At 58.9% G+C, this 20,319-nt stretch carries 22 protein-coding genes; 8 read left to right on the top strand and 14 right to left on the bottom strand.

The window, feature by feature from the left end; translation table 11 throughout:
* Window positions 1-7: 7 nt before the first annotated feature.
* Complete coding sequence (rsmI, locus tag AC27VU_RS25150; RefSeq protein WP_488725148.1) at window positions 8-913, bottom strand: 16S rRNA (cytidine(1402)-2'-O)-methyltransferase; 906 nt, start codon at window positions 911-913, stop codon at window positions 8-10.
* Between the two features lie 177 nt (window positions 914-1,090).
* On the opposite strand from rsmI, the gene AC27VU_RS25145 reads away from it, so the two are divergent.
* The 4 genes from AC27VU_RS25145 (at window position 1,091) to AC27VU_RS25130 (ending at window position 4,537) form a co-directional block, all read left to right on the top strand.
* Window positions 1,091-2,902 (top strand): penicillin-binding protein activator, encoded by a 1,812-nt coding sequence (locus tag AC27VU_RS25145; RefSeq protein ID WP_003228032.1) that lies wholly within the window; start codon window positions 1,091-1,093, stop codon window positions 2,900-2,902.
* Complete coding sequence (locus AC27VU_RS25140) at window positions 2,902-3,264, top strand: YraN family protein (protein WP_003228044.1); 363 nt, start codon at window positions 2,902-2,904, stop codon at window positions 3,262-3,264. The genes AC27VU_RS25145 and AC27VU_RS25140 overlap by 1 nt, the downstream gene beginning before the upstream one ends.
* Window positions 3,265-3,368: 104 nt before the next feature.
* Window positions 3,369-3,962: a phosphoheptose isomerase gene (locus tag AC27VU_RS25135; protein ID WP_003228045.1), complete on the top strand. Its 594-nt coding sequence runs from the start codon at window positions 3,369-3,371 to the stop codon at window positions 3,960-3,962.
* Window positions 3,959-4,537 carry a BON domain-containing protein gene (locus AC27VU_RS25130; RefSeq protein ID WP_003228046.1) on the top strand — a complete coding sequence of 193 codons (579 nt, stop codon included), beginning with the start codon at window positions 3,959-3,961 and terminating at the stop codon, window positions 4,535-4,537. Before AC27VU_RS25135 ends, AC27VU_RS25130 begins: the two co-directional genes overlap by 4 nt.
* Before the next feature lie 134 nt (window positions 4,538-4,671).
* Here the strand turns inward: AC27VU_RS25130 and AC27VU_RS25125 are convergent, their stop codons facing one another.
* From AC27VU_RS25125 to rplM, 7 genes are all read right to left on the bottom strand, one after another.
* Window positions 4,672-5,085, bottom strand: coding sequence for a ClpXP protease specificity-enhancing factor (locus tag AC27VU_RS25125; protein ID WP_003228047.1), 414 nt, complete (start codon window positions 5,083-5,085; stop codon window positions 4,672-4,674).
* Window positions 5,086-5,101: 16 nt separating this feature from the next.
* The gene (locus tag AC27VU_RS25120) at window positions 5,102-5,719 is read right to left on the bottom strand and encodes a glutathione S-transferase N-terminal domain-containing protein (protein WP_003228048.1); all 618 of its coding nucleotides are present in this window, start codon (window positions 5,717-5,719) and stop codon (window positions 5,102-5,104) included.
* Between the two features lie 146 nt (window positions 5,720-5,865).
* The gene (locus AC27VU_RS25115; protein WP_003228049.1) at window positions 5,866-6,645 is read right to left on the bottom strand and encodes a cytochrome c1; all 780 of its coding nucleotides are present in this window, start codon (window positions 6,643-6,645) and stop codon (window positions 5,866-5,868) included.
* A complete protein-coding gene (locus AC27VU_RS25110) occupies window positions 6,645-7,856 on the bottom strand; it encodes a cytochrome b (RefSeq protein ID WP_003228050.1) in 1,212 nt (403 codons plus the stop codon). Before AC27VU_RS25110 ends, AC27VU_RS25115 begins: the two co-directional genes overlap by 1 nt.
* Entirely contained in the window at window positions 7,856-8,449 is a 594-nt protein-coding gene (gene petA, locus AC27VU_RS25105; RefSeq protein ID WP_003228055.1) for a ubiquinol-cytochrome c reductase iron-sulfur subunit, read from the bottom strand. Before petA ends, AC27VU_RS25110 begins: the two co-directional genes overlap by 1 nt.
* 270 nt (window positions 8,450-8,719) lie before the next feature.
* Window positions 8,720-9,112, bottom strand: coding sequence for a 30S ribosomal protein S9 (gene rpsI / locus AC27VU_RS25100; RefSeq protein WP_003228056.1), 393 nt, complete (start codon window positions 9,110-9,112; stop codon window positions 8,720-8,722).
* A gap of 14 nt (window positions 9,113-9,126) precedes the next feature.
* On the bottom strand, window positions 9,127-9,555 hold the full coding sequence (rplM, locus tag AC27VU_RS25095; protein WP_003228062.1) for a 50S ribosomal protein L13: 429 nt from the start codon (window positions 9,553-9,555) through the stop codon (window positions 9,127-9,129).
* 244 nt (window positions 9,556-9,799) lie between these two features.
* Between rplM and AC27VU_RS25090 the strand changes: the two genes are divergently transcribed.
* Complete coding sequence (locus AC27VU_RS25090; protein ID WP_226501177.1) at window positions 9,800-10,840, top strand: NADP(H)-dependent aldo-keto reductase; 1,041 nt, start codon at window positions 9,800-9,802, stop codon at window positions 10,838-10,840.
* Window positions 10,841-10,932: 92 nt separating this feature from the next.
* On the opposite strand, the gene AC27VU_RS25085 is transcribed toward AC27VU_RS25090, so the two are convergent.
* Entirely contained in the window at window positions 10,933-12,069 is a 1,137-nt protein-coding gene (locus tag AC27VU_RS25085; RefSeq protein ID WP_003228064.1) for an acyl-CoA dehydrogenase family protein, read from the bottom strand.
* 250 nt (window positions 12,070-12,319) lie between these two features.
* Between AC27VU_RS25085 and AC27VU_RS25080 the strand changes: the two genes are divergently transcribed.
* Window positions 12,320-13,216 (top strand): GlxA family transcriptional regulator, encoded by an 897-nt coding sequence (locus tag AC27VU_RS25080; RefSeq protein ID WP_177434775.1) that lies wholly within the window; start codon window positions 12,320-12,322, stop codon window positions 13,214-13,216.
* Window positions 13,217-13,392: 176 nt separating this feature from the next.
* On the opposite strand, the gene zapE is transcribed toward AC27VU_RS25080, so the two are convergent.
* From zapE to AC27VU_RS25065, 3 genes are all read right to left on the bottom strand, one after another.
* Window positions 13,393-14,487 carry a cell division protein ZapE gene (gene zapE, locus AC27VU_RS25075; protein ID WP_488725147.1) on the bottom strand — a complete coding sequence of 365 codons (1,095 nt, stop codon included), beginning with the start codon at window positions 14,485-14,487 and terminating at the stop codon, window positions 13,393-13,395.
* Between the two features lie 90 nt (window positions 14,488-14,577).
* A complete protein-coding gene (locus AC27VU_RS25070) occupies window positions 14,578-15,933 on the bottom strand; it encodes a tryptophan--tRNA ligase (RefSeq protein ID WP_488725146.1) in 1,356 nt (451 codons plus the stop codon).
* A 24-nt stretch (window positions 15,934-15,957) separates the two neighbouring features.
* Window positions 15,958-16,587, bottom strand: a complete 630-nt coding sequence (locus AC27VU_RS25065; RefSeq protein WP_103485650.1) for an alpha/beta hydrolase — start codon at window positions 16,585-16,587, stop codon at window positions 15,958-15,960.
* Between the two features lie 144 nt (window positions 16,588-16,731).
* Here AC27VU_RS25065 and AC27VU_RS25060 point away from each other — a divergent pair, with 144 nt between their 5' ends.
* Window positions 16,732-17,166: a Z-ring associated ZapG family protein gene (locus AC27VU_RS25060; protein WP_003228072.1), complete on the top strand. Its 435-nt coding sequence runs from the start codon at window positions 16,732-16,734 to the stop codon at window positions 17,164-17,166.
* Between the two features lie 254 nt (window positions 17,167-17,420).
* Here AC27VU_RS25060 and AC27VU_RS25055 read toward each other — a convergent pair whose 3' ends face one another.
* Together AC27VU_RS25055 and AC27VU_RS25050 are read right to left on the bottom strand one after the other, a co-directional pair.
* On the bottom strand, window positions 17,421-18,152 hold the full coding sequence (locus AC27VU_RS25055) for a YiaD family glycine zipper/OmpA-like lipoprotein (protein WP_003228074.1): 732 nt from the start codon (window positions 18,150-18,152) through the stop codon (window positions 17,421-17,423).
* A 114-nt stretch (window positions 18,153-18,266) separates the two neighbouring features.
* Complete coding sequence (locus tag AC27VU_RS25050) at window positions 18,267-18,911, bottom strand: MBL fold metallo-hydrolase (protein WP_488725145.1); 645 nt, start codon at window positions 18,909-18,911, stop codon at window positions 18,267-18,269.
* 205 nt (window positions 18,912-19,116) lie between these two features.
* On the opposite strand from AC27VU_RS25050, the gene AC27VU_RS25045 reads away from it, so the two are divergent.
* The coding region (locus tag AC27VU_RS25045) for a M10 family metallopeptidase (protein ID WP_488725144.1) at window positions 19,117-20,319 on the top strand (1,203 nt) is incomplete at its 3' end.

Genomic DNA, 20,319 nt, shown 5'->3' with positions numbered 1-20,319 from the left:
CGACGGCTTACTCGCCCTTCTGCTGATCCAGTGCGACCTGATAAAGCACGTTTTTGCGCTCACCGGTGATTTGTGCGGCCAGGGCGGCGGCACGCTTGAGCGGCATCTCTTCGAGCAGCAGATTGAGGACGCGCATCGCTTCGCTGCTGACGGCATCTTCGGACTCCGGTGCAGACCAGCCTGCGACCAGCACCACGCATTCGCCACGCTGCTGATTGCTGTCGGACTCGACAAACGCACGCAGCTCAGCCAGCGGCAACCCTTTAAGCGTTTCGAACGTCTTGGTGATTTCCCGGGCCAGCAATGCCTGACGCTCGCCACCGAACACGGCTTCCATGTCCTGCAGGCATTCGAGAATACGGTGCGGGGCCTCGTAGAAAATCAGCGTGCGGGGCTCTTCCTTGACGGCCTCCAGACGCGCCTTGCGCCCCACCGACTTGGCCGGCAGGAAACCTTCGAAGATGAATCGGTCAGAGGGCAGACCCGCCGCTGACAGCGCGGCGATCAACGCACAGGCACCCGGCACCGGCACCACATTGATCCCCGCTGCCCGCGCCTGACGCACCAGGTGATAACCCGGATCGGAGATCAGCGGCGTCCCGGCATCGGAAATCAGCGCGACGTTATCGCCCGCCAGCAAACGGGTAATAAAGCGGCTACCTTCATCACGTTCGTTGTGTTCGTGGCACGCGGCCAACGGCGTCGAAATGCCGAAGTGCTGCATCAACCGCGCCGAGTGCCGCGTATCCTCGGCGGCAATCAGCGCCACTTCGCGGAGGATTTTCAGGGCCCGGGCGCTGATGTCGTCCAGGTTGCCGATGGGCGTCGCCACCACATAAAGCGAGCCAGCAGCGGAATTCAAAGGACCTGGAGCAGTCAAAGCGCACACCTCATGATCGGTAAAAGCCGGCATTGTAGCGCGTCACGAGGCTTGCGATGCGTTCCGGCCGAAGCCGGTTTTGCGCGTCTTTGTGCCGCACAGCAACATTTGCTCCAGCTAAATTGACGGTTTCACACCAGTAACATCGCGCCCCGGCCAGCGCTTGGGTACAATTCCACGCTAATTTGATCGAGTATCAGGAACACTTACATGATCGCTTGCCTGCGGCTGTTCACTGCCCTCTGCCTCGCTGCCTTGCTGGCGGCCTGCGCCAGCTCCCCTTCCTCCAGCCTTGGCGAACTTCCACGGACCCCGGATGCCAGCATCGAGCAACTGCTCGAACAGGCTACCCAGGCCAAGACACCGGAAAAAGCCGCCCTGTTGCGCTTGAGCGCGGCAGACCTGGCTTACCGCCAGGGTAATGCCGGCCAGTCCGCGCAGATCCTGCAACAAGTGCCGATGGAGCAACTCAAGCCAGGCCAGCAGATCTTCGCCAGCACCCTGTCCGCTGAACTGGCGATGACTCGCAATCAGCCGAAAGCCGCGCTGACTGCCCTGAGCCATCCGAGCCTGCAGCATCTGAGCGAAATGCCGGAAGACCAGCAAGTGCGCACCGGCACCGTGCATGCCCGCGCACTGGAAGCCGATGGCCAGACCCTGGCGGCCGCTCGCGAGCGCATCTTCATCGCGCCAATGCTCAAAGGCGAAGCCGCGAGCAAGAACCACGAAGCGATCTGGACCCTGATCGCTTCGCTGCCAACCGATCAACTGCAACCCAATACCTCCGACGACCTCGGTGGCTGGATGGGCCTGGCCCTGGCAGTGAAAACCGCCGGCACCCTGGAACAGCAGCAAGCCGCGATCGATACCTGGCGCGCACAAAACCCGAAACACCCGGCTGCTATCAACCTGCCGCTGCCCCTGACCAAACTCAAGGAGCTAGCCAGCCAGCCCCTGAGCAAGATCGCCCTGCTGCTGCCGCAAGACGGCCCACTGGCCTCGGTCGGCAAGGCCCTGCGTGAAGGTTTCATGGCGGCGCACTATCAAGCGCAACAGGCCGGCCAGAAGCCGCCCGCCATCGAGTTCTACGACAGCTCCAAGCTGACCTCGATGGACGAGTTCTACCGCAAGGCCCAGGCTGATGGCGTACAACTGGTGGTCGGTCCGCTGGAGAAACCACTGGTCAAACAACTGAGCACTCGTCCGCAATTGCCGATCACCACCCTCGCATTGAACTACAGCGAAGGTGATCAAGGTCCGGCGCAACTGTTCCAGTTCGGCCTGGCGGCTGAAGACGAAGCCCGCGAAGTTTCGCGTCGTGCCCGCGCCGACGGTCTGCACCGCGCGGCGATCATGGTGCCGAAAGGCGAATGGGGCGACCGCGTACTGCGTGCGTTCAGCCAGGACTGGCAAGCCAACGGTGGCAGCATCGTCGCCACCGAGCGTGTCGATCAGCCAGTGCAACTGGCCCAGCAGATCGCCGACATGTTCCAGCTGCGTCAAAGTGAGGCCCGCGCCAAGAGCCTGCAGAATGCTGCCGGCACCAACGTAGCCGCACAGCCTTCGCGTCGTCAGGACATCGAGTTCATCTTCCTCGCCGCCACCCCGCAACAGGCGCAGCAGATCAAGCCGACCCTGAATTTCCAGTACGCGGGTGACGTTCCGGTATACGCGACCTCCCACGTCTACAGCGCCAGCGGCGATGTGAACCAGTACAACGACATGAACGGCGTGCGCTTCTGCGAAACCCCATGGTTGCTGGAAGCCAACGACCCACTGCGCCAGCAAGTCACCGCACAGTGGCCACAAGCCGCCGGCAGTCTTGGCCGCCTGTACGCGATGGGCGTCGATGCCTACCGTCTGGCACCCCGCCTGGGTCAATTGAAAGCTCTGCCGGACAGCCGCATCGAAGGTCAGTCGGGCAGCCTGGGCATGACCCAGACCCAACGTGTAGTGCGGCAGTTGCCATGGGCGCAGTTCGTCAACGGTCAGGTTCAACGCCTGCCGGACACCCCGCGCTGATGCCCGACAGCTCGCACCTGCAAAGCGGTAAAGATGCCGAGCGCCAAGCGCTCGAGCATCTGCAACACCACGGTCTGCGCCTGCTGGCGCAGAACTGGTCATGCAAACGGGGCGAGCTTGATCTGGTCATGCTTGATGGCGATACAGTAGTATTCGTCGAAGTCCGCTACAGAAAAAACACTCAATGGGGTGGCGCGCTCGCTAGCATCGATGAGCGCAAACGGCAAAAACTGATTTTCGCCGCACAGTATTTTCTTCAGCGCGAGTCACGCTGGGCCGATTCCCCTTGCCGCTTCGACGTGGTGGCCATCGACAGGCACCCGGATCAATTGAACTGGTTGCAGAATGCGTTCGATGGTTGATTCTCTGCACACCACCCCGGACACTTTCACCGACAATTTTTGCTCTTTGCTTTGCGGGCTGCACATTCACGTGCCGAACAGCCGCGCCACTTAAGGTCACACAGATGGACATGCAATCCCGAATTCGCCAGCTTTTCCAGGCCAGTATCGACACCAAGCAACAGGCGATGGACGTACTTGCACCGCACATCGAGCAAGCCAGCCAGATCATGGTCAACGCCCTGCTCAACGAAGGCAAAATGCTTTCGTGCGGCAACGGTGGCTCTGCCGGCGACGCCCAGCACTTCTCCTCGGAGCTGCTCAACCGCTTCGAACGCGAACGCCCGAGCCTGCCGGCCATTGCCCTGACCACCGACAGTTCGACGATCACCTCGATTGCCAACGACTACAGCTACAACGAAGTGTTCTCCAAGCAGATCCGCGCACTCGGGCAACCGGGCGACGTACTGCTGGCGATTTCGACCAGCGGTAACTCGGCGAACATTATTCAGGCGATCCAGGCCGCACATGATCGCGAAATGATTGTCGTAGCATTGACCGGACGCGATGGCGGCGGCATGGCGTCATTGCTATTGCCCGAGGACGTCGAGATTCGCGTACCGGCCAACGTCACTGCACGTATTCAGGAAGTCCACCTGCTGGCGATCCATTGCCTTTGCGATCTGATCGACAGCCAACTGTTCGGGAGTGAAGAATGACCCCTAATCGCCTTGGCCTGCTGGCCGTGACCCTGTGCCTGGCCATCAGCGGCTGCACCTCGGTGGTGAGCGCCAGTCGAGAAGCGCCAATTGATGATGACCGCGGTACCCGCACCATCGGCAGCAAGATCGATGACTCGCTGATCGAAACCAAAGTCGGCGTCAACGTGGCCAAGGCCGACCCAGGCCTGGACAAGGACTCGCATATTGTCGTCACCAGCTTCAACGGCGTGGTGCTGCTCGCCGGCCAGACGCCGCGCGAAGACCTCAAGGCCAAGGCCGAACAGGCCGCCGCCAACGTCCAGCGCGTGAAGACGGTGCACAACGAGCTGCAAGTGATTGCGCCGTCGAGCTTCCTCGCCCGCCAGAACGATGCCTGGCTGACCACCAAGATCAAGACCCAGATGCTGACCGATGCCAGCATTCCCGGCTCGCGCATCAAGGTCGTGACCGAGAATGGCATCGTCTATCTGCTGGGCCTGCTGACCAAGCAGGAAGCGCAACAGGCGACCAACCTGGTGCAGAGCGTTTCCGGTGTGCAGAAAATCGTGAAGCTGTTCGAATACATCGACTGAGGTGCACTTCTGTAGGAGCTGTCGAGTGAAACGAGGCTGCGATCTTTTGATCGTCAAAAACAAGATCAAAAGATCGCAGCCTTCGGCAGCTCCTACGTAATAAAAAAGGCGATCCATCCGGATCGCCTTTTTTATTACTTCACCACTTTCAGGCTTGGCCGGCCGCTTGGGCGCGGCGGCTCGCTGTCCGGTGGCGGCAAGTCGTCATCGGGTTCGATATCGTCTTCGTCATCCATCGGCGACTCGAGATCGAAGACCATGCCCTGCCCGTTCTCCCGGGCATAGATGCCCAGAATCGCGCTGATCGGCACATACAGACTGTGCGGAACGCCACCGAAGCGACCCTCGAAGGTCACCACGTCGTTGTCCATGTGCAAGTGACGCACGGCGCTGGGCGAAATGTTCAGGACGATCTGTCCGTCACTGGCAAAACCCTGCGGCACCTGCACCGCCGGGTATTCGGAATTGACCAGCATGTGCGGGGTGCAATCGTTATCCACAATCCACTCGTAGAGCGCGCGGACCAGATAAGGTCGACTGGAGTTCATAGCGGCTCCTTAAGCCTTAGCGCATATCGCGTTCGACGCCAGACAGACTCGCCTGGAAAGCCTCACGCGCAAACTGGCGCTCCATATAATCAAGCAGCGGCTTGGCCGGCCGCGGCAGTTCAATACCCAGAATCGGCAAACGCCAGAGTATTGGCAATAGGCAGCAATCCACCAGACTTTGTTCCTCACTGAGGAAAAACGGCTTGTCGGCAAACAGCGGCGACACGCCCGTCAGGCTTTCACGCAATTCCTTGCGCGCCACGACACGCGCGGCCTCCTTGGTTTTCGGATCAAGAATCAGATCCACAAGACCACACCAGTCACGCTGAATACGGTGAATCAGCAGACGGCTGTTGGCACGCGCCACCGGATAAACCGGCATCAGTGGCGGATGCGGGTAACGCTCATCCAGATACTCCATCACCACGGTCGACTCCCACAACGCCAAGTCGCGATCGACCAGCGTCGGGAGACTGCCGTAAGGGTTCACCTCAATCAGTTTAGGCGGCTGGCGACCAGCTTCCACGTAAATGATTTCGGCGCTGACACCCTTCTCTGCAAGCACGATGCGCACTCGGTGGGAATAGTGGTCGGCGGGGTCGGAGTAACAGGCCAACCGATTGGTCACGCCCATGGCGATCCTCCTCGCTTGTTGAAATTATCGGAACCGGAAAAACGCGCGCGCCCAGAGGGCGCCTCACGCACTGCCTGGCGAACCAGGCGTTGCGTTTTCAGAGGCACCCTTGGGCGCGCGCGATTAACAGCAATGCTTGAAGCGTATCAGTGCACGTCTTTCCAGTATTCACGCTTGAGCAGATAGGCGAACACAAAGAAGAACGCCAGGTACAGCAAGACGTAAGTACCGATGCGCTGATGTTGCAGCTTAACCGGGTTAGCCGAGTAAGCCAGGAAGGTTACCAGATTCTTGACCTTCTCATCGAACTGCTCTTCGTTCAGAGCACCGGTTTTCGGCACGATGGTCAACTGATCGCACGCTTCATGCGTCAGCGGCGTACCGGTCAGCGGATCGTATTGCTTCTTGCCATCCTCGACGATCTGCACTTGCTTGCAGCCCACGACCTGGCGACCTTGCAGGCCGACCAGCACGTTAGGCATGCCGACGTTCGGGAAGACCTTGTTGTTCACGCCCCATGGGCGCGCAGGATCTTCGTAGAACGAGCGCAGATAACCGTAGAGCCAGTCGGTGCCACGCACGCGCGCCACCAGGGTCAGGTCCGGCGGTGCTGCACCGAACCAGGTCTTGGCGTCAGCCGGTTGCATACCGATGTTCATGTGGTCACCGATCTTGGCACCGGTGAAGACGAGTTTTTCCAGCATCATGTCATGCGGGATCCCCAGGTCATCGGCAACGCGCTCGTAACGCTGGAACTTGGCACTGTGGCAACCCATGCAGTAGTTGGCAAAGGTACGCGCACCATCCTGCAGGGCAGCCTTGTCGGAAACGTCGATGTCGACTTTTTCCAGATCCGGACCATGTTCGGCAGCAAAAGACAGCACAGGCAGAGCAGCAAAAATCAGAGCAAAAAATAACTTTTTCATCAGCCAGTCACCCTTTCCGGAACCGGTTTGGTCTTCTCGAGCCTGGTGTAGAAAGGCATCAGAATGAAGTAAGCGAAGTACAGAAAGGTGCAGACCTGCGAGATCAGCGTGCGCTCAGGCGTCGGAGCCAGAACACCGAGAATGCCGAGGATCACGAACGCGACGCAGAACACCAACAACCAGACTTTGCTCATCCAGCCCTTGTAGCGCATCGATTTCACCGGACTGCGATCAAGCCACGGCAGCACGAACAGCAAGGCAATCGACGCCCCCATGGCGATAACGCCCATGAGCTTGTCCGGGATTGCCCGCAAGATTGCGTAGAACGGTGTGAAGTACCAGACCGGTGCAATGTGCTCTGGAGTCTTGAACGGGTTGGCTTGCTCGAAGTTTGGCTTTTCGAGGAAGTAGCCGCCCATTTCCGGGAAGAAGAACACAATGAAGCAGAAGATGAACAGGAACACCACTACGCCGACGATGTCTTTCACGGTGTAGTACGGGTGGAAGGCGATGCCGTCCAACGGGATGCCGTTTTCGTCTTTGTGCTTCTTGATGTCGACGCCATCAGGGTTGTTCGAGCCGACTTCGTGCAGCGCCAGAATGTGCAGCACCACCAGACCGAGGATCACGATCGGCAGGGCCACGACGTGCAGGGCGAAGAAGCGGTTCAGGGTGATCCCGGAAATCAGGTAGTCACCACGAATCCACTGGGTCAGGTCGTTGCCGATGACCGGAATCGCACCGAACAGCGAGATGATCACCTGAGCACCCCAGTAGGACATCTGACCCCACGGCAGCAGATAACCCATGAAGGCTTCAGCCATCAGCGCCAGGTAGATCAGCATGCCGAACACCCACACCAGTTCACGGGGTTTCTGATACGAACCGTAGAGCAGGCCACGGAACATGTGCAGATAGACCACGATGAAGAACGCCGAAGCGCCGGTGGAGTGCAGCAGACGCAGGATCGAGCCGTACTCGACGTCGCGCATGATGTATTCGACGGAAGCGAACGCCTCTTCTGCCGACGGCGTATAGCTCATCGTCAGCCAGACACCGGTGACGATCTGGTTGACCAGCACCAGCAGCGCCAGCGAGCCGAAGAAATAGAAGAAGTTGAAGTTTTTTGGCGCGTAATACTTGCTGAGATGGTCTTCCCACATTTTGGTCGCAGGGAAGCGCGCATCAACCCAATCCATGAACTTGCTCATCACGCTTTCTCCGTATCGACGCCAATGACAATCAGGTCATCGGTCTCATAGGAATGCGGGGGAACTGGCAGGTTCAAAGGCGCAGGTTGCGACTTGTAGACGCGGCCAGCCAGATCGTAGTGGGAACCGTGGCAAGGGCAGAAATAGCCACCGACCCAGTCTTTACCCAGATCCGCAGGTGCCACTTCGGGACGGAAGGTTGGTGAGCAACCCAGGTGAGTGCAGATACCGATCAGCAGCAGAATTTCCGGCTTGATCGAACGCACTTCGGGGTCGACATAGGTAGGTTGCGTGGAGTTTTTGGAAGTCGGATCGGAGAGCTGGCCCTCGATCTTCTTGAGATTCCCCAGGATTTCCGCAGTACGGCGGACAATGAACACCGGCTGGCCGCGCCACTCGGCAATCATCTGCTGTCCTGGCTCGATCTTGCTGACATTCACTTTCACCGGTGCACCGGCGGCTTTCGCCTTGGCACTGGGAAACCATGACCCCACGAACGGGACCGCAGCCCCCACCGCTCCTGCAGCACCCACCACGGATGTGGCTGCTACCAAGAAGCGACGCCGGCCTGCATTCACGCCGTCATTGCTCATTCAGTCCTCTCCCATCAGCTTTTGTGGCCTGTTAAATCAGGCATCTACTAAATAAATCAATGTTACTTATAAAAATTTTGCCGAGATGGTAATGAAAAGCCCCAATTCTGACAAGGGAATTACCCGGAGCTCCCACCCTCAAGCCTTGTAGTATAGGGGGTCTACGAATGTGGCAAGTTGTCACAGCGCAATTCTTTAATAAATCGCAGGCATAAAAAAACGCCCGGTTCCGTGAGGAATCGGGCGTTCTTTTTTGAACGTGGAAACGAATTAACGCTTCGAGTACTGCGGACGCTTACGCGCTTTACGCAGACCAACTTTCTTACGTTCAACTTCACGGGCGTCGCGAGTAACGAAGCCAGCTTTGCGCAGAGCGCTACGCAGGGTTTCGTCGTAGTCCATCAGAGCGCGAGTGATGCCGTGGCGGATTGCGCCAGCCTGACCACTTACACCACCGCCGATCACGGTGACGTAGATGTCGAATTTCTCGACAGTCTCGGTCAGCTCCAGCGGCTGACGAACTACCATGCGGGCAGTTTCGCGGCCGAAGAAGTTATCCAGCGAACGGTTGTTGATGGAGATGTTACCAGTACCCGGACGCAGGAAAACGCGTGCGGTTGCGGTCTTGCGACGGCCAGTGCCGTAATTTTGAGTCGCCGACATAATGAACTATTCCGTTAAATCTTCAGTTCTTGGGGCTGCTGAGCAGTATGAGGGTGTGCAGCGCCCGCATAGACTTTCAGCTTACGGTACATGTCGCGACCCAGTGGGTTTTTAGGCAGCATGCCTTTAACCGCGGTCTCGATCACGCGCTCAGGGGCTTTGGCGATCAGCTTTTCAAAGTTGATCGACTTGATGCCGCCCGGGAAACCGGAGTGGGAGTAGTACATTTTGTCAGTGGTTTTAGCGCCGGTAACACGGATCTGCTCGGCGTTGATTACGACGATGTAGTCGCCAGTGTCAACGTGAGGAGTGTATTCAGGCTTGTGCTTGCCACGCAGACGGCTCGCGATTTCGGTGGCCAGACGACCCAGGGTCTGACCAGCAGCGTCGACGACAAACCAGTCGCGCTTTACTGTTTCCGGTTTAGCAGTAAAAGTTTTCATTCTTTATAGCCTCAGGGGCCGCCTGTAAATAAGACGGCGGATCTTACTGAATAGTGCGTACTTTGACAAGTCAAAGGCAGCCGGATACAGACGCTTTCGGGGGCTCGGGTCGGCGCGTCCGTTCAACGGCAAGATTCTTCGGCGGCGGCGCATCACTTCCACTGCAGAAAGAGGTCGGCAATTATGCAGATTGCGAAAAATTTTTCAACCTGCTTTTATGATTGTTTTGCCCAAGGAGCACCCGATGGACTATCGCCAGCTAGGCCGGACCGACCTGAACGTGAGTGCAATCTGCCTCGGCACCATGACCTGGGGCGAGCAAAACACTGAAGCTGAAGCCTTCGCCCAGATCGAACGGGCCAAGGAAGCCGGGATCAATTTCATCGACACCGCCGAGATGTACCCGGTGCCGCCGAAAGCCGACACCTACGCCACCACCGAACGCTACATCGGCAATTACTTCAAAACTCGCGGCGACCGCGCCGACTGGATCCTCGCCAGCAAGATCGCCGGCCCCGGCAACACCATCGACTACATCCGCGACAAGAACCTGCGCCACAATCGCCAGCACATTACCGCGGCGGTGGATGCCAGCCTTGAGCGCCTGCAGACCGATTACATCGACCTCTACCAACTGCACTGGCCGGAGCGCAGCACCAATTTCTTCGGCCAGTTGGGTTACAAGCACAAGATCGAAGCCAACCTGACGCCGCTCGAAGACACCCTCGAAGCGCTCGACGAACAGGTCAAGGCCGGCAAGATTCGCCACATCGGTCTGTCCAACGAAACCCCGTGGGGCACCATGCGTTTCCTCGCCCTGGCCGAAGCCCGTGGCTGGCCGCGCGCGGTGTCGATCCAGAACCCGTACAACCTGCTCAACCGCAGCTTCGAAATCGGCCTGGCGGAAATCGCCATTCGCGAACAGTGCGGCCTGCTCGCGTACTCGCCGCTGGCGTTCGGCTTCCTGTCCGGCAAGTACGAAGGTGGCGCTCGCCCGCCGAAAGGCCGTCTGAGCCTCTACAGCCGCTTCAGCCGCTATTTCAACCCGCAATCGGAGGCTGCTTGCAGCCGCTATGTGGCACTGGCCCGGGAACACGGTCTGGATCCGGCGCAGATGGCGCTGGCATTCGTCACCCAGCAACCGTTCGTCACCAGCAACATCATTGGTGCGACCACGCTGGAGCAACTGGACAGCAACATTGCCAGTTTTGATCTGAAACTTTCCGATGAAGTGCTGGCCGGGATTGAGGCGATTCACAAGGATCATCCGAATCCGGCGCCTTGATCGACCGCTAAAAGCTTCGCGAGCAAGCCCGCTCCCACAGGTACGGTAATCCCTGTGGGAGCGAGCCTGCTCGCGAAGAGGCCCGTCGAAGATCAAAGCGACCGCGCAATGATCTCCTTCATGATTTCATTGGTGCCGGCATAGATCCGCTGCACGCGCGCATCCGCCCATGCCCGCGCCACCGGGTATTCCCACATGAAGCCGTAGCCGCCATGCAACTGCACGCACTCGTCGAGCACCTTGCATTGCAGGTCGGTGCCCCAGTATTTGGCCATCGCTGCTGTCGGCACGTCGAGCTTGCCCTGCAGATGCAATTCCAGGCACTTGTCGACAAATACTCGACCGATCTGAATTTCAGTGGCCATTTCCGCCAGTTTGAAGCGGGTGTTCTGGAAGTCGGCAATTGCCTTGCCGAACGCCTTGCGATCACGGGTGTAATCGAGCGTCCATTTCAGCGCGGCTTCGGCTGAGGCCAGGCCACCAATCGCCACCGTAAGACGTTCCTGCGGCAATTCCTGCATCAGGTAGGCAAACCCTGCCCCGGCCTGACCCAGCAGGTTTTCTTTCGGTACGCGCACGTCCTGGAAGAACAATTCCGACGTGTCCTGAGCCTTCATTCCGACCTTCTCCAGGCGTTTGCCCTTCTCGAAGCCCGGCGTATTCGCTTCCACCACGAACAGGCTGGTGCCCTTGGCGCCGGCCTTTGGATCGGTCTTGGCGACCACGATCACCAGGTCAGCGAGGAAGCCGTTGGTGATGAAGGTCTTGGAACCGTTGATCACATACTCGTCGCCATCCAGCACTGCGGTGGTCTTGACCCCTTGCAGGTCGGAACCGGCGCCCGGCTCGGTCATCGCAATCGCGCTGACCATCTCGCCCGAGACCAGTTTCGGCAGGTACTTGTGCTTCAGCGCTTCACTGCCGTAATGCAGGATGTACGGCGCAACGATGTCCGAATGCAGCGAGAAACCGATACCGGTCAGGCCGAGACGACCGACCTCTTCGATCACCACCGCGCTATACAAAAAGTCCGCGCCCAGGCCGCCATACTCCTCCGGCAGATGCGAGCAGAGCATCCCCGCCTCCCCTGCCTTGTTCCACAGTTTGCGGTCGATGTGGCCTTGTTTCTCCCACTGCGCATGGAACGGCACGGCCTCTTTTTCGAGGAAGGTTCGTACGCTGTCGCGGAACAATTCGTGCTCGGAGCTGAACAAGGTTCTGGGGATCATGCGGCACCTTTCATTCTTGTTGGAGGGATATGACCTTCAGAGACTAAGCCTCACCTCCGATACAGGACACTGGACACATCCGACAAAAAATAAGACGATCCAGCCGTCTGGTGACCACTTTCCCTTATAAAAACAAAACAAAAGTTGAATTATGTCCAAGCAAGTCTCCACGCCCTTGCGGCGCGTCAGCATCCTGGCAATCGACCGGGTTTTCGCCTCCACCCTCATGCAGGCCAAGGATTTCTTCCATCTGGCCAGCCTGCGTTACGGCAAACAACTGGGCCACGGCCTGACTCCGGCGTTCGAAACCCGCCTGGTCAGCCCCGACGGTAAACCGGTGAACAGTTTCAGTGACGTGATGATGCCGGTGGACGGCGCCCTGGAAAACGCCGACGTGATCATCCTCCCGGCGTTCTGGGACGATTTCGATACGCTTTGCGGCCGTTATCCGCAGATCCTGCCATGGCTGCGCGAGCAGCACGCCCGCGGCGCCGTATTGTGCGGCGAAGCCACCGGGGTGTTCTGGCTGGCCGAGGCCGGTCTGCTCAATGGCAAGGAAGCGACCACTTACTGGCGCTTCTTCAATGCCTTTGCCGAGCGCTTCCCCAAGGTGTACCTCAATCAGGACAAGCACCTGACCGACGCCGACAACCTGTATTGCGCCGGCGGCACCACCTCGGCCTGCGACCTCTATATTTACCTGATCGAACGCTTCTGTGGCGCCAACGTCGCCCAAGCCGTGGCCCGCGACATTCTGTATGAAGTGCAGCGCAGTTACTCGCCGGGACGTATCGGTTTCGGCGGCCAGAAGCTGCACCAGGACGTGATCATCCTGCAGATCCAGCACTGGCTCGAAGAGCATTTCGCCGACAAGTTTCGCTTCGAAGACGTGGCCCGCGAGCACGGCATGAGCATCCGCAACTTCATGCGCCGCTTCCAGACCGCCACCGGCGACAAACCGCTGCACTACCTGCAACGGCTGCGCATCGAGACCGCCAAGGGCTTGCTGTCCGGCAGCCGCAAGAGCATCAAGACCATCAGTTATGAGGTCGGCTACGACGATGCGAGCTTCTTTGCGCGGCTGTTCCGCCAGCACACCGAGTTGTCGCCGAACCAGTATCGGCAGCAGTTTCAGCAGGCTGCATAACTCCCTGCCCACGCACAAAACCACTGTGGGAGCGGGCTTGCTCGCGAAAGCGTACTTTCAGTTGGCATCTATTTAGCTGACACACCGCATTCGCGAGCAAGCCCGCTCCCACAGGGGTACTGCGTCGCATAAAAAAAGGCCTGCAATTGCAGGCCCTTTTTCTTTGCCGAAGCTGTTTAAGGCTTGTGCGCCCGCGACAGGAATTCGTGCGATTGCATCTCCAGCAGACGGCTGAGCGTACGCTGGAATTCGAATGTCAGGCGTCCGCCGGTGTACAGGTCTTTCAACTCGACTTCGGCAGAAATGATCAGCTTGACGTTACGGTCGTAGAACTCGTCGACCATGTTGATGAAGCGACGGGCGATGTCGTCGGTGGTGACGCTCATCTGCTCGACGCCGCTGAGCAGCACGGCGTGGAAGATCTTGCCCAGCTCGATGTAATCGTTCTGGCTGCGCGGGCCGTCGCACAGTTCGCGGAAGTCGAACCAGGCCACGTCGTCGCAGGTGCGCAGCGCACGGATTTCACGGTTTTCAATGATCAGCACATCGTTCTCGACCGCTGCGGTGCATTCCGGTGTCAGGGCCTTGAAGCTCTTGCGCAGGCTTTCGTGCGCGGCTTCGTCCAGCGGATAGTGGAACAGCTCCGCTTGTTCGAGGTGGCGCAGTCGGTAGTCGACGCCGCTGTCGACGTTGACGATTTCGGTGTTCTGCTTGATCAGTGCAATGGCCGGGAGGAACCGCGCGCGCTGCAGACCGTCCTTGTACAAGCCGTCCGGGACGATGTTCGAGGTCGCGACCAGGGTCACGCCGTTCTTGAACAGCTCTTCCATCAGCGTGCCGAGGATCATCGCGTCGGTGATGTCCGAGACGAAGAATTCATCGAAGCAGATCACTCGTGACTCGGTCGCAAAGCGCTTGGCGATGATGGTCAGCGGGTTTTTCTCGCCGCCAAGGGTTTTCATCTCTTCGTGCACACGCTTCATGAAGCGGTGGAAGTGGGTGCGGGTCTTTTCCTTGAACGGCAGCGCTTCAAAGAAGGTGTCGACCAGGTAAGTCTTGCCGCGGCCCACGCCGCCCCAGAAGTACAGACCCATGACCGGCGTCTGATCCTTTTTGCCAAACAGCTTGCCCAGCAAACCCGGCTTGTTCTGCTCGGCCGCGATCAGATCGTCGTACAGGCGCTGCAGATGACGCACAGCAGTTTCCTGCGCGGCGTCATGGAAGAAGTCCGGGCGTTTCAGATCAGCTTGGTATCGTTCTAGGGGCGTCATAATTCGTTAGCAAGGCAACAAAAACGGGCCGTCACTGTAGCGACGGCCCGTAGGAATGGCAATCAGCCCTTGGTCGGGCCGCGCCGCGGATTAGTCCTGAACCGGGGTCAGCGCAACGCGCAGAGCCTCGATGGCCGCGTCCCGCGCAGCAGCGTCGGCGAACGTCGGGCTGTCGCCAACGCACTCGCCTTCCAGCCACACGCTGAAGCTCAGGTCTTGATTGCGAATGTCCAACGCCTGACCGGCCTGCAGTTGCTTGGTCACCTGCCCGGCGGTTTTGCCGTCGGCGAAGTTGCGCGACAGCAGCAGTTGCTCGCCATCGGCCGCCAGCAGACGGAAACGGAAGCTGCCGTCGTCTTCACGGAAACTGACGAAACGTGCGGCTTTCGCGGCCTTCTTCTTGGTGGTCGCAGCAACTTGCACCTGATTGACGAAAGAACGCAGACCGACCGCTTCGCGCAGCTCGTTGAGGAACGGCGTCGCCACCGCACGGGCCTTTTTCGCGCCGTGTTGCAGGATGTCTTCCAGATCCGCCGGGCGCTCGATCAACTGGTGGTAACGCTCGCGGGACTCGCCCAGCTCGTTATCCAGCAACTGGAACAGACGGTTCTTCGCCTCGCCCCAGCCCAGACCACCGAGCAGTTCGCTACGGAATTCGTCAGCCTGCGCAGGCGTTGCGAAGGCCTGGAACAGGGTGAACAGGTGCGAGTTATCCGGATCTTTCGCTTCGCCCGGTGCACGGGAGTCGGTGACGATGCGCGAGATCGCGTCCTTCATCTCTTTGGCACTGGAGAACAGCGGGATGGTGTTGTCGTAGCTCTTCGACATCTTGCGACCGTCGAGACCCGGCAACGTAGCCACGCTTTCCTCGATCAGCGCTTCGGGCATGGTGAAGAACTCCTTGCCCTGGCCGAACAGATGGTTGAAGCGCTGACCGATGTCGCGGGCCATTTCCACGTGCTGGATCTGGTCGCGACCGACCGGCACCTTGTGCGCGTTGAACATCAGGATGTCCGCCGCCATCAGCACCGGGTAGCTGTAGAGGCCCATGGTGATCCCGGCATCCGGGTCTTCACCGGTCTCGACGTTCTTGTCCACCGAGGCCTTGTAGGCGTGCGCACGGTTGAGCAGGCCCTTGGCCGCGACGCAGGTCAGCAGCCAGGTCAGCTCAGGGATTTCCGGGATGTCGGACTGGCGATAGAAGGTCACACGATCGACATCCAGGCCACCGGCCAGCCAGGTCGCGGCGATTTCCAGACGCGAGCGCTGGATGCGCAGCGGGTCATCGCATTTGATCAGGGCGTGGTAGTCGGCCAGGAAGTAGAACGAATCGGCATTGCTGTCGCGGCTGGCGAGGATCGCCGGGCGAATGGCGCCGGCGTAGTTGCCCAGGTGCGGCGTGCCGGTGGTGGTGATGCCGGTGAGGATACGGGTTCGGTTCGTCATGGGTAATCGCTTGTCAGACTGCAATCAATTCGAGAGACGCGGCAGGATCAGATCCTTGAGATCGGTCAGCTTGCCATGAAAAAAGTGTCCGCATTCTGCCACTTTCAGCAGCTCATGGGGGCGCTGGAGTTTTGCCGACCAGTCGTAGACCAGTTGCGGGTCGATCACTTCGTCGGTTTCCGGCTGGATCACGGTCAGCTCGCCGCGCTGTGGCAGTTGATCCTGATCGCCCAGACGCATCACCGCTGGCGCGACCATGAACAGCTGCTTGAGCTGCACGCCTTGAGCTTCGAGACGACCGCCGAGACTTGCTGCAACAAATCCGCCGAAGGAGAAACCGAACAGGGTCAGCGGCAGATCCGGGTGTTTTTCCCGCAGCCAGGCGGCGGCGGCCTGAGCATCGTCGACTTCACCGCTGCCCATATCGTGCGTACCTTCGCTGGCGCCAACGCCGCGATAGTTGAAGCGCAAGGTAATCAGACCGGCGTCGCGCGCGGTGCGCTGCAGGGTCGAGACGACCTTGTTGAGCATGGTGCCGCCCTGCACCGGGTTGGGATGGCAGATCAGCGCGATGCCGTTTGGCTGCTCGTTATCCAGGTACAGCGCTTCGATTTGGCCGACTGGGCCAGCAATCACTACAGGGGTTTCACGCATCAGCAAGGAAGGAACTCCGTGACCTCGAATCGGGTCGACTCGTCTAGCAAATTGTCTGTGCCAATCTATTGCGAGTGAATCGCGGTATACAGCGCAGGTTCGAGCCGTTAACGTAAAGCAAAGCCGTTTATAGAGGAAGGACTCGTGGAACACTCGCTCTTAGTTTGGTTGTTACCGACTCTTGCCCTGGTTGTGGGTGTCGCCATTGGATTCCTGATCGCTCGCGTCGCGCCGAATGCCGCACCGAGCCGCACGCAGCGTCAACTGGATGATATCCAGGAGCGTTTCGACAGCTATCAAAACGAGGTGGTCACCCACTTCAACAGCACCGCGACGCTGGTCAAGAAGCTGACCCAGAGCTATCAGGAAGTGCAGGATCATCTCGCCGAGGGCGCCAACCGCCTGGCCCTGGACGAGCAGACCCGTCAACGCCTGATCGCCGCTTTGCACGCCGATGCCGCCCAGGCACCGCGCGAACGCCTGACGCCGCCGCGCGATCAGGAGCCGCCACGCGACTACGCGCCGAAAACCCCGAACTCGCCGGGCATGCTCGATGAGCACTATGGTTTGAAGAAATAATCGGGTTTCGCGCCCAACAAAAAGCCCCCGGACAATTCGGTTGTCCGGGGGCTTTTTTGTATCTGATGATTTGATGGTGATTGGCCCGGCCCCTTCGCGAGCAAGCCCGCTCCCACAGGGTTATGTGTTGAACACAAATTCTGTGAACAACACCCATCCCTGTGGGAGCGGGCTTGCTCGCGAAAAGGCCAGCACGGGCGACCCAAAAAAATGCCCGGTCACAGGACTGGGCATTTCTTCACTCAAGCATTCACTTACGGATACTGCTGCACTGTGCCCGGCTGCGGTTGCTGCTGACCACCATACTGCTGACCCGGAATCGCCTTCAGGTTGACCTCGACGCGGCGGTTCTGCGCACGGCCATTGACGTCGCCGTTGCTGGCAATCGGGTTATCCGGGCCGGCACCACGGGCGCTCAGGTTGGCACCGCTGACACCTTGCGACGTCAGGTAGGTCGCCACGCTCTGCGCACGACGCTGGGACAGGTCCATGTTGTGCTGGCGGCTGCCGGTACTGTCGGTGTAGCCGACGATTTCGATCTGGTTCTGATTGAACTCTTTCAGCGAGTTAGCCAGGTTGTTCAGCGGCTGGTAGAAGCTTGGGGCGATGTTCGCCGAATCGGTGGCGAAGGTGATGTTGCCCGGCATGATCAGCTTGATCTGATCGCCCTGACGCTGCACTTCAACCCCGGTGTTGGCCATGCTGGCGCGCAATTTTTTCTCTTGCTGGTCGGCGTAATAGCCGTAGCCGGCAGCCGAAGCACCGACGACAGCTGCGCCGATCAACGCGCCCTTGCCACGGTTGTTGTGGTCGATGGCAGCACCGGCCAACGCACCGGCCAAAGCGCCGAGGCCGCCGTATTTAGCGGTCTTGCTCACACCACCGCCATCGGCCTGGCCCTGATTGTCATACGGGTTGGGCGAGGCGCAGCCGGCCAACATGGCCACAGCGGTAGCAACAATAATCAAACGAGGCGTGGTGAACATGAAGAGCTCCTGGTTTTCGCATTCTGTGTGGCAGCGGCCCTAGGCAATAGACCTTTGCGGGCGTTGGATCATGACAATGCACAAAAATTCCGCGGCACACTCGTGACAAAATGTTTAGGCGCGCACGAACGGGTTTTCCCGCATTTCATCCCCAAGACGCGTGTCCGGACCATGCCCGGCAACCACGATTGCGTCTTCGTCGAGCGTGTACAGCCGCTGCTTGATTGATCGCACGATGGTCGCCTGATCGCCGCCCCACAAATCCGTGCGTCCTACGCCACGACGAAACAACGTGTCGCCGGCAATCAACAGCTTAGCCTCGGAAAACCAAAAGCTCATGGAACCGGGTGTATGCCCCGGCGTGTGCAGCGCCACACCGCAGCCGCAAGCCAGTTCTTCATCGTCGCTCAACCAGCGATCCGGCGATGGCACCGGGGTGTAGGGCACACCGAACATCTGGCATTGCATTTCGAGGTTGTCCCACAGGAACTGGTCTTCCTTGTGCAGATGCAAAGTCGCGCCGGTTTTTTCTTTCATCTGTCCGGAGGCGAGGAAATGATCGAGATGCGCGTGGGTGTGGATGATGCTGACCACTTTCAGACCATGGGCATCGAGGCGCGCCATGATCAGGTCAGGATTGCCACCCGGGTCGACGACGATGGCTTTTTTCGTCAGCGGATCGCCGATGATCGTGCAGTTGCACTGGAGCGGGCCGACGGGGAAGGTTTCGCGGATAAGTGTAGGGCGGAGAGCAGTCATGAAAAATCCTGGACGAACGGTCGTGAAGCCTATTTCAGAATTCTACTGCACAAGCCGATACAGATCGCCCGGTCAGTTATTTGACGCCACCAATCCGAAAAATGATGGCCCAATGATGTCAAATGTATTGTTTCTGGTGCAAAATCGCATTTTTTTGTAGCGGTCGCATTCAGGAAGGGCCGCAGCGCACTCAGGAAATCCCCGCATGCCTACGCCCTTGACGTACTCCTTCACGTTTCCCGCTTCACTGACTGGCAACGCGCTCGTCGACAGCCTTATTGCCGGTAAATTCTGGCTCGGATCCGACTGGAATCCTTTCGGGGCGACCAACCTCAGCTATAGCTTCATGGCTCCGGGGACTTCGTACTTCGCCACCAATTACAGCCCCAAGAATGAATACAACGCACTGTATGAACTGACGACCGCGCAGAAGACTTCGATTATCGGGGCCCTGGGGGCGTGGAGCGCCGTTGCCAACATCAACTTCACACTGACCAGCGATAACCTGGGCACTGTGGGTGATCTGCGCTTCGGTGGCTATCGGTTGATGGACAACAAAACGGCGGCGTGGGCTTACTTTCCTGACGACCTGCCCGCTGCGGGCGATGTATGGGTCGGGATGGCTACCGATGATCCAAATCCGGTCAAAGGCACCTACGACTACCTGACTTTTGTGCATGAAATCGGACATGCCCTAGGCCTCAAGCATCCTTTCGATACAAGTGCAGCCAACAAACAATTGCTCGATCCGTCGTTTGATGACGTTCACTTCACGGTGATGAGTTACAACAGCAACTACTCCTATCAGCCAACGACGCCAATGGTGCTGGACATCATTGCGATGCAAAGCCTGTATGGCGCCAACATGCTTTGGCAAACAGGCGACAACGTTTACAAATGGGATGCCAACCAGTCCGTCTTCGAGACGATCTGGGATGCAGGTGGCAATGACACCATTGATGGCAGCAACCAGCTCGCAGCCGTCAACATCAATTTGAATGAGGGCGCCTACAGCCAGATCGGTAAAGCCTTCACCGACCTCAACACCAACACCTTGATCAATGACGGTCTCGGGATCGCGATTGGCGCCAAGATCGAGAACGCTATCGGATCAGCCTTCAATGACGTGTTGACAGGTAATAGCCTGGATAACCTGCTGGATGGCAGAGGGGGCGCTGACACCATGTCCGGTGGTGCTGGCAACGACACCTACATCGTCGACAACGTCGGAGATGTGGTGATCGAGATCGGCACCTCCCCGACCGAAATCGATACAGTCATTGCCGCGCTGAATTACTCACTGGGCAACAACCTCGAAAACCTCGTCCTGTGGGGCAGCGAAAACCTCAACGGCACCGGCAACGCCCTGAACAACACCATCACCGGCAACACCGGCAACAACATCCTT

The sequence above is a fragment of the Pseudomonas sp. 14P5.3.2 genome, from assembly GCF_057799175.1.
Note: the sequence above shows the minus strand (reverse complement) of the source record. Positions and strands in the feature narration are given on the sequence as shown.

What these genes read in the sequence shown, in the direction of transcription:
- rsmI (WP_488725148.1), bottom strand. Translation starts at nt 913, where the DNA reads ATGCCGGCTTTTACCGATCATGAGGTGTGCGCTTTGACTGCTCCAGGT.
- AC27VU_RS25145 (WP_003228032.1), top strand. Translation starts at nt 1,091, where the DNA reads ATGATCGCTTGCCTGCGGCTGTTCACTGCCCTCTGCCTCGCTGCCTTG.
- AC27VU_RS25140 (WP_003228044.1), top strand. Translation starts at nt 2,902, where the DNA reads ATGCCCGACAGCTCGCACCTGCAAAGCGGTAAAGATGCCGAGCGCCAA.
- AC27VU_RS25135 (WP_003228045.1), top strand. Translation starts at nt 3,369, where the DNA reads ATGGACATGCAATCCCGAATTCGCCAGCTTTTCCAGGCCAGTATCGAC.
- AC27VU_RS25130 (WP_003228046.1), top strand. Translation starts at nt 3,959, where the DNA reads ATGACCCCTAATCGCCTTGGCCTGCTGGCCGTGACCCTGTGCCTGGCC.
- AC27VU_RS25125 (WP_003228047.1), bottom strand. Translation starts at nt 5,085, where the DNA reads ATGAACTCCAGTCGACCTTATCTGGTCCGCGCGCTCTACGAGTGGATT.
- AC27VU_RS25120 (WP_003228048.1), bottom strand. Translation starts at nt 5,719, where the DNA reads ATGGGCGTGACCAATCGGTTGGCCTGTTACTCCGACCCCGCCGACCAC.
- AC27VU_RS25115 (WP_003228049.1), bottom strand. Translation starts at nt 6,645, where the DNA reads ATGAAAAAGTTATTTTTTGCTCTGATTTTTGCTGCTCTGCCTGTGCTG.
- AC27VU_RS25110 (WP_003228050.1), bottom strand. Translation starts at nt 7,856, where the DNA reads ATGAGCAAGTTCATGGATTGGGTTGATGCGCGCTTCCCTGCGACCAAA.
- petA (WP_003228055.1), bottom strand. Translation starts at nt 8,449, where the DNA reads ATGAGCAATGACGGCGTGAATGCAGGCCGGCGTCGCTTCTTGGTAGCA.
- rpsI (WP_003228056.1), bottom strand. Translation starts at nt 9,112, where the DNA reads ATGTCGGCGACTCAAAATTACGGCACTGGCCGTCGCAAGACCGCAACC.
- rplM (WP_003228062.1), bottom strand. Translation starts at nt 9,555, where the DNA reads ATGAAAACTTTTACTGCTAAACCGGAAACAGTAAAGCGCGACTGGTTT.
- AC27VU_RS25090 (WP_226501177.1), top strand. Translation starts at nt 9,800, where the DNA reads ATGGACTATCGCCAGCTAGGCCGGACCGACCTGAACGTGAGTGCAATC.
- AC27VU_RS25085 (WP_003228064.1), bottom strand. Translation starts at nt 12,069, where the DNA reads ATGATCCCCAGAACCTTGTTCAGCTCCGAGCACGAATTGTTCCGCGAC.
- zapE (WP_488725147.1), bottom strand. Translation starts at nt 14,487, where the DNA reads ATGACGCCCCTAGAACGATACCAAGCTGATCTGAAACGCCCGGACTTC.
- AC27VU_RS25070 (WP_488725146.1), bottom strand. Translation starts at nt 15,933, where the DNA reads ATGACGAACCGAACCCGTATCCTCACCGGCATCACCACCACCGGCACG.
- AC27VU_RS25065 (WP_103485650.1), bottom strand. Translation starts at nt 16,587, where the DNA reads ATGCGTGAAACCCCTGTAGTGATTGCTGGCCCAGTCGGCCAAATCGAA.
- AC27VU_RS25055 (WP_003228074.1), bottom strand. Translation starts at nt 18,152, where the DNA reads ATGTTCACCACGCCTCGTTTGATTATTGTTGCTACCGCTGTGGCCATG.
- AC27VU_RS25050 (WP_488725145.1), bottom strand. Translation starts at nt 18,911, where the DNA reads ATGACTGCTCTCCGCCCTACACTTATCCGCGAAACCTTCCCCGTCGGC.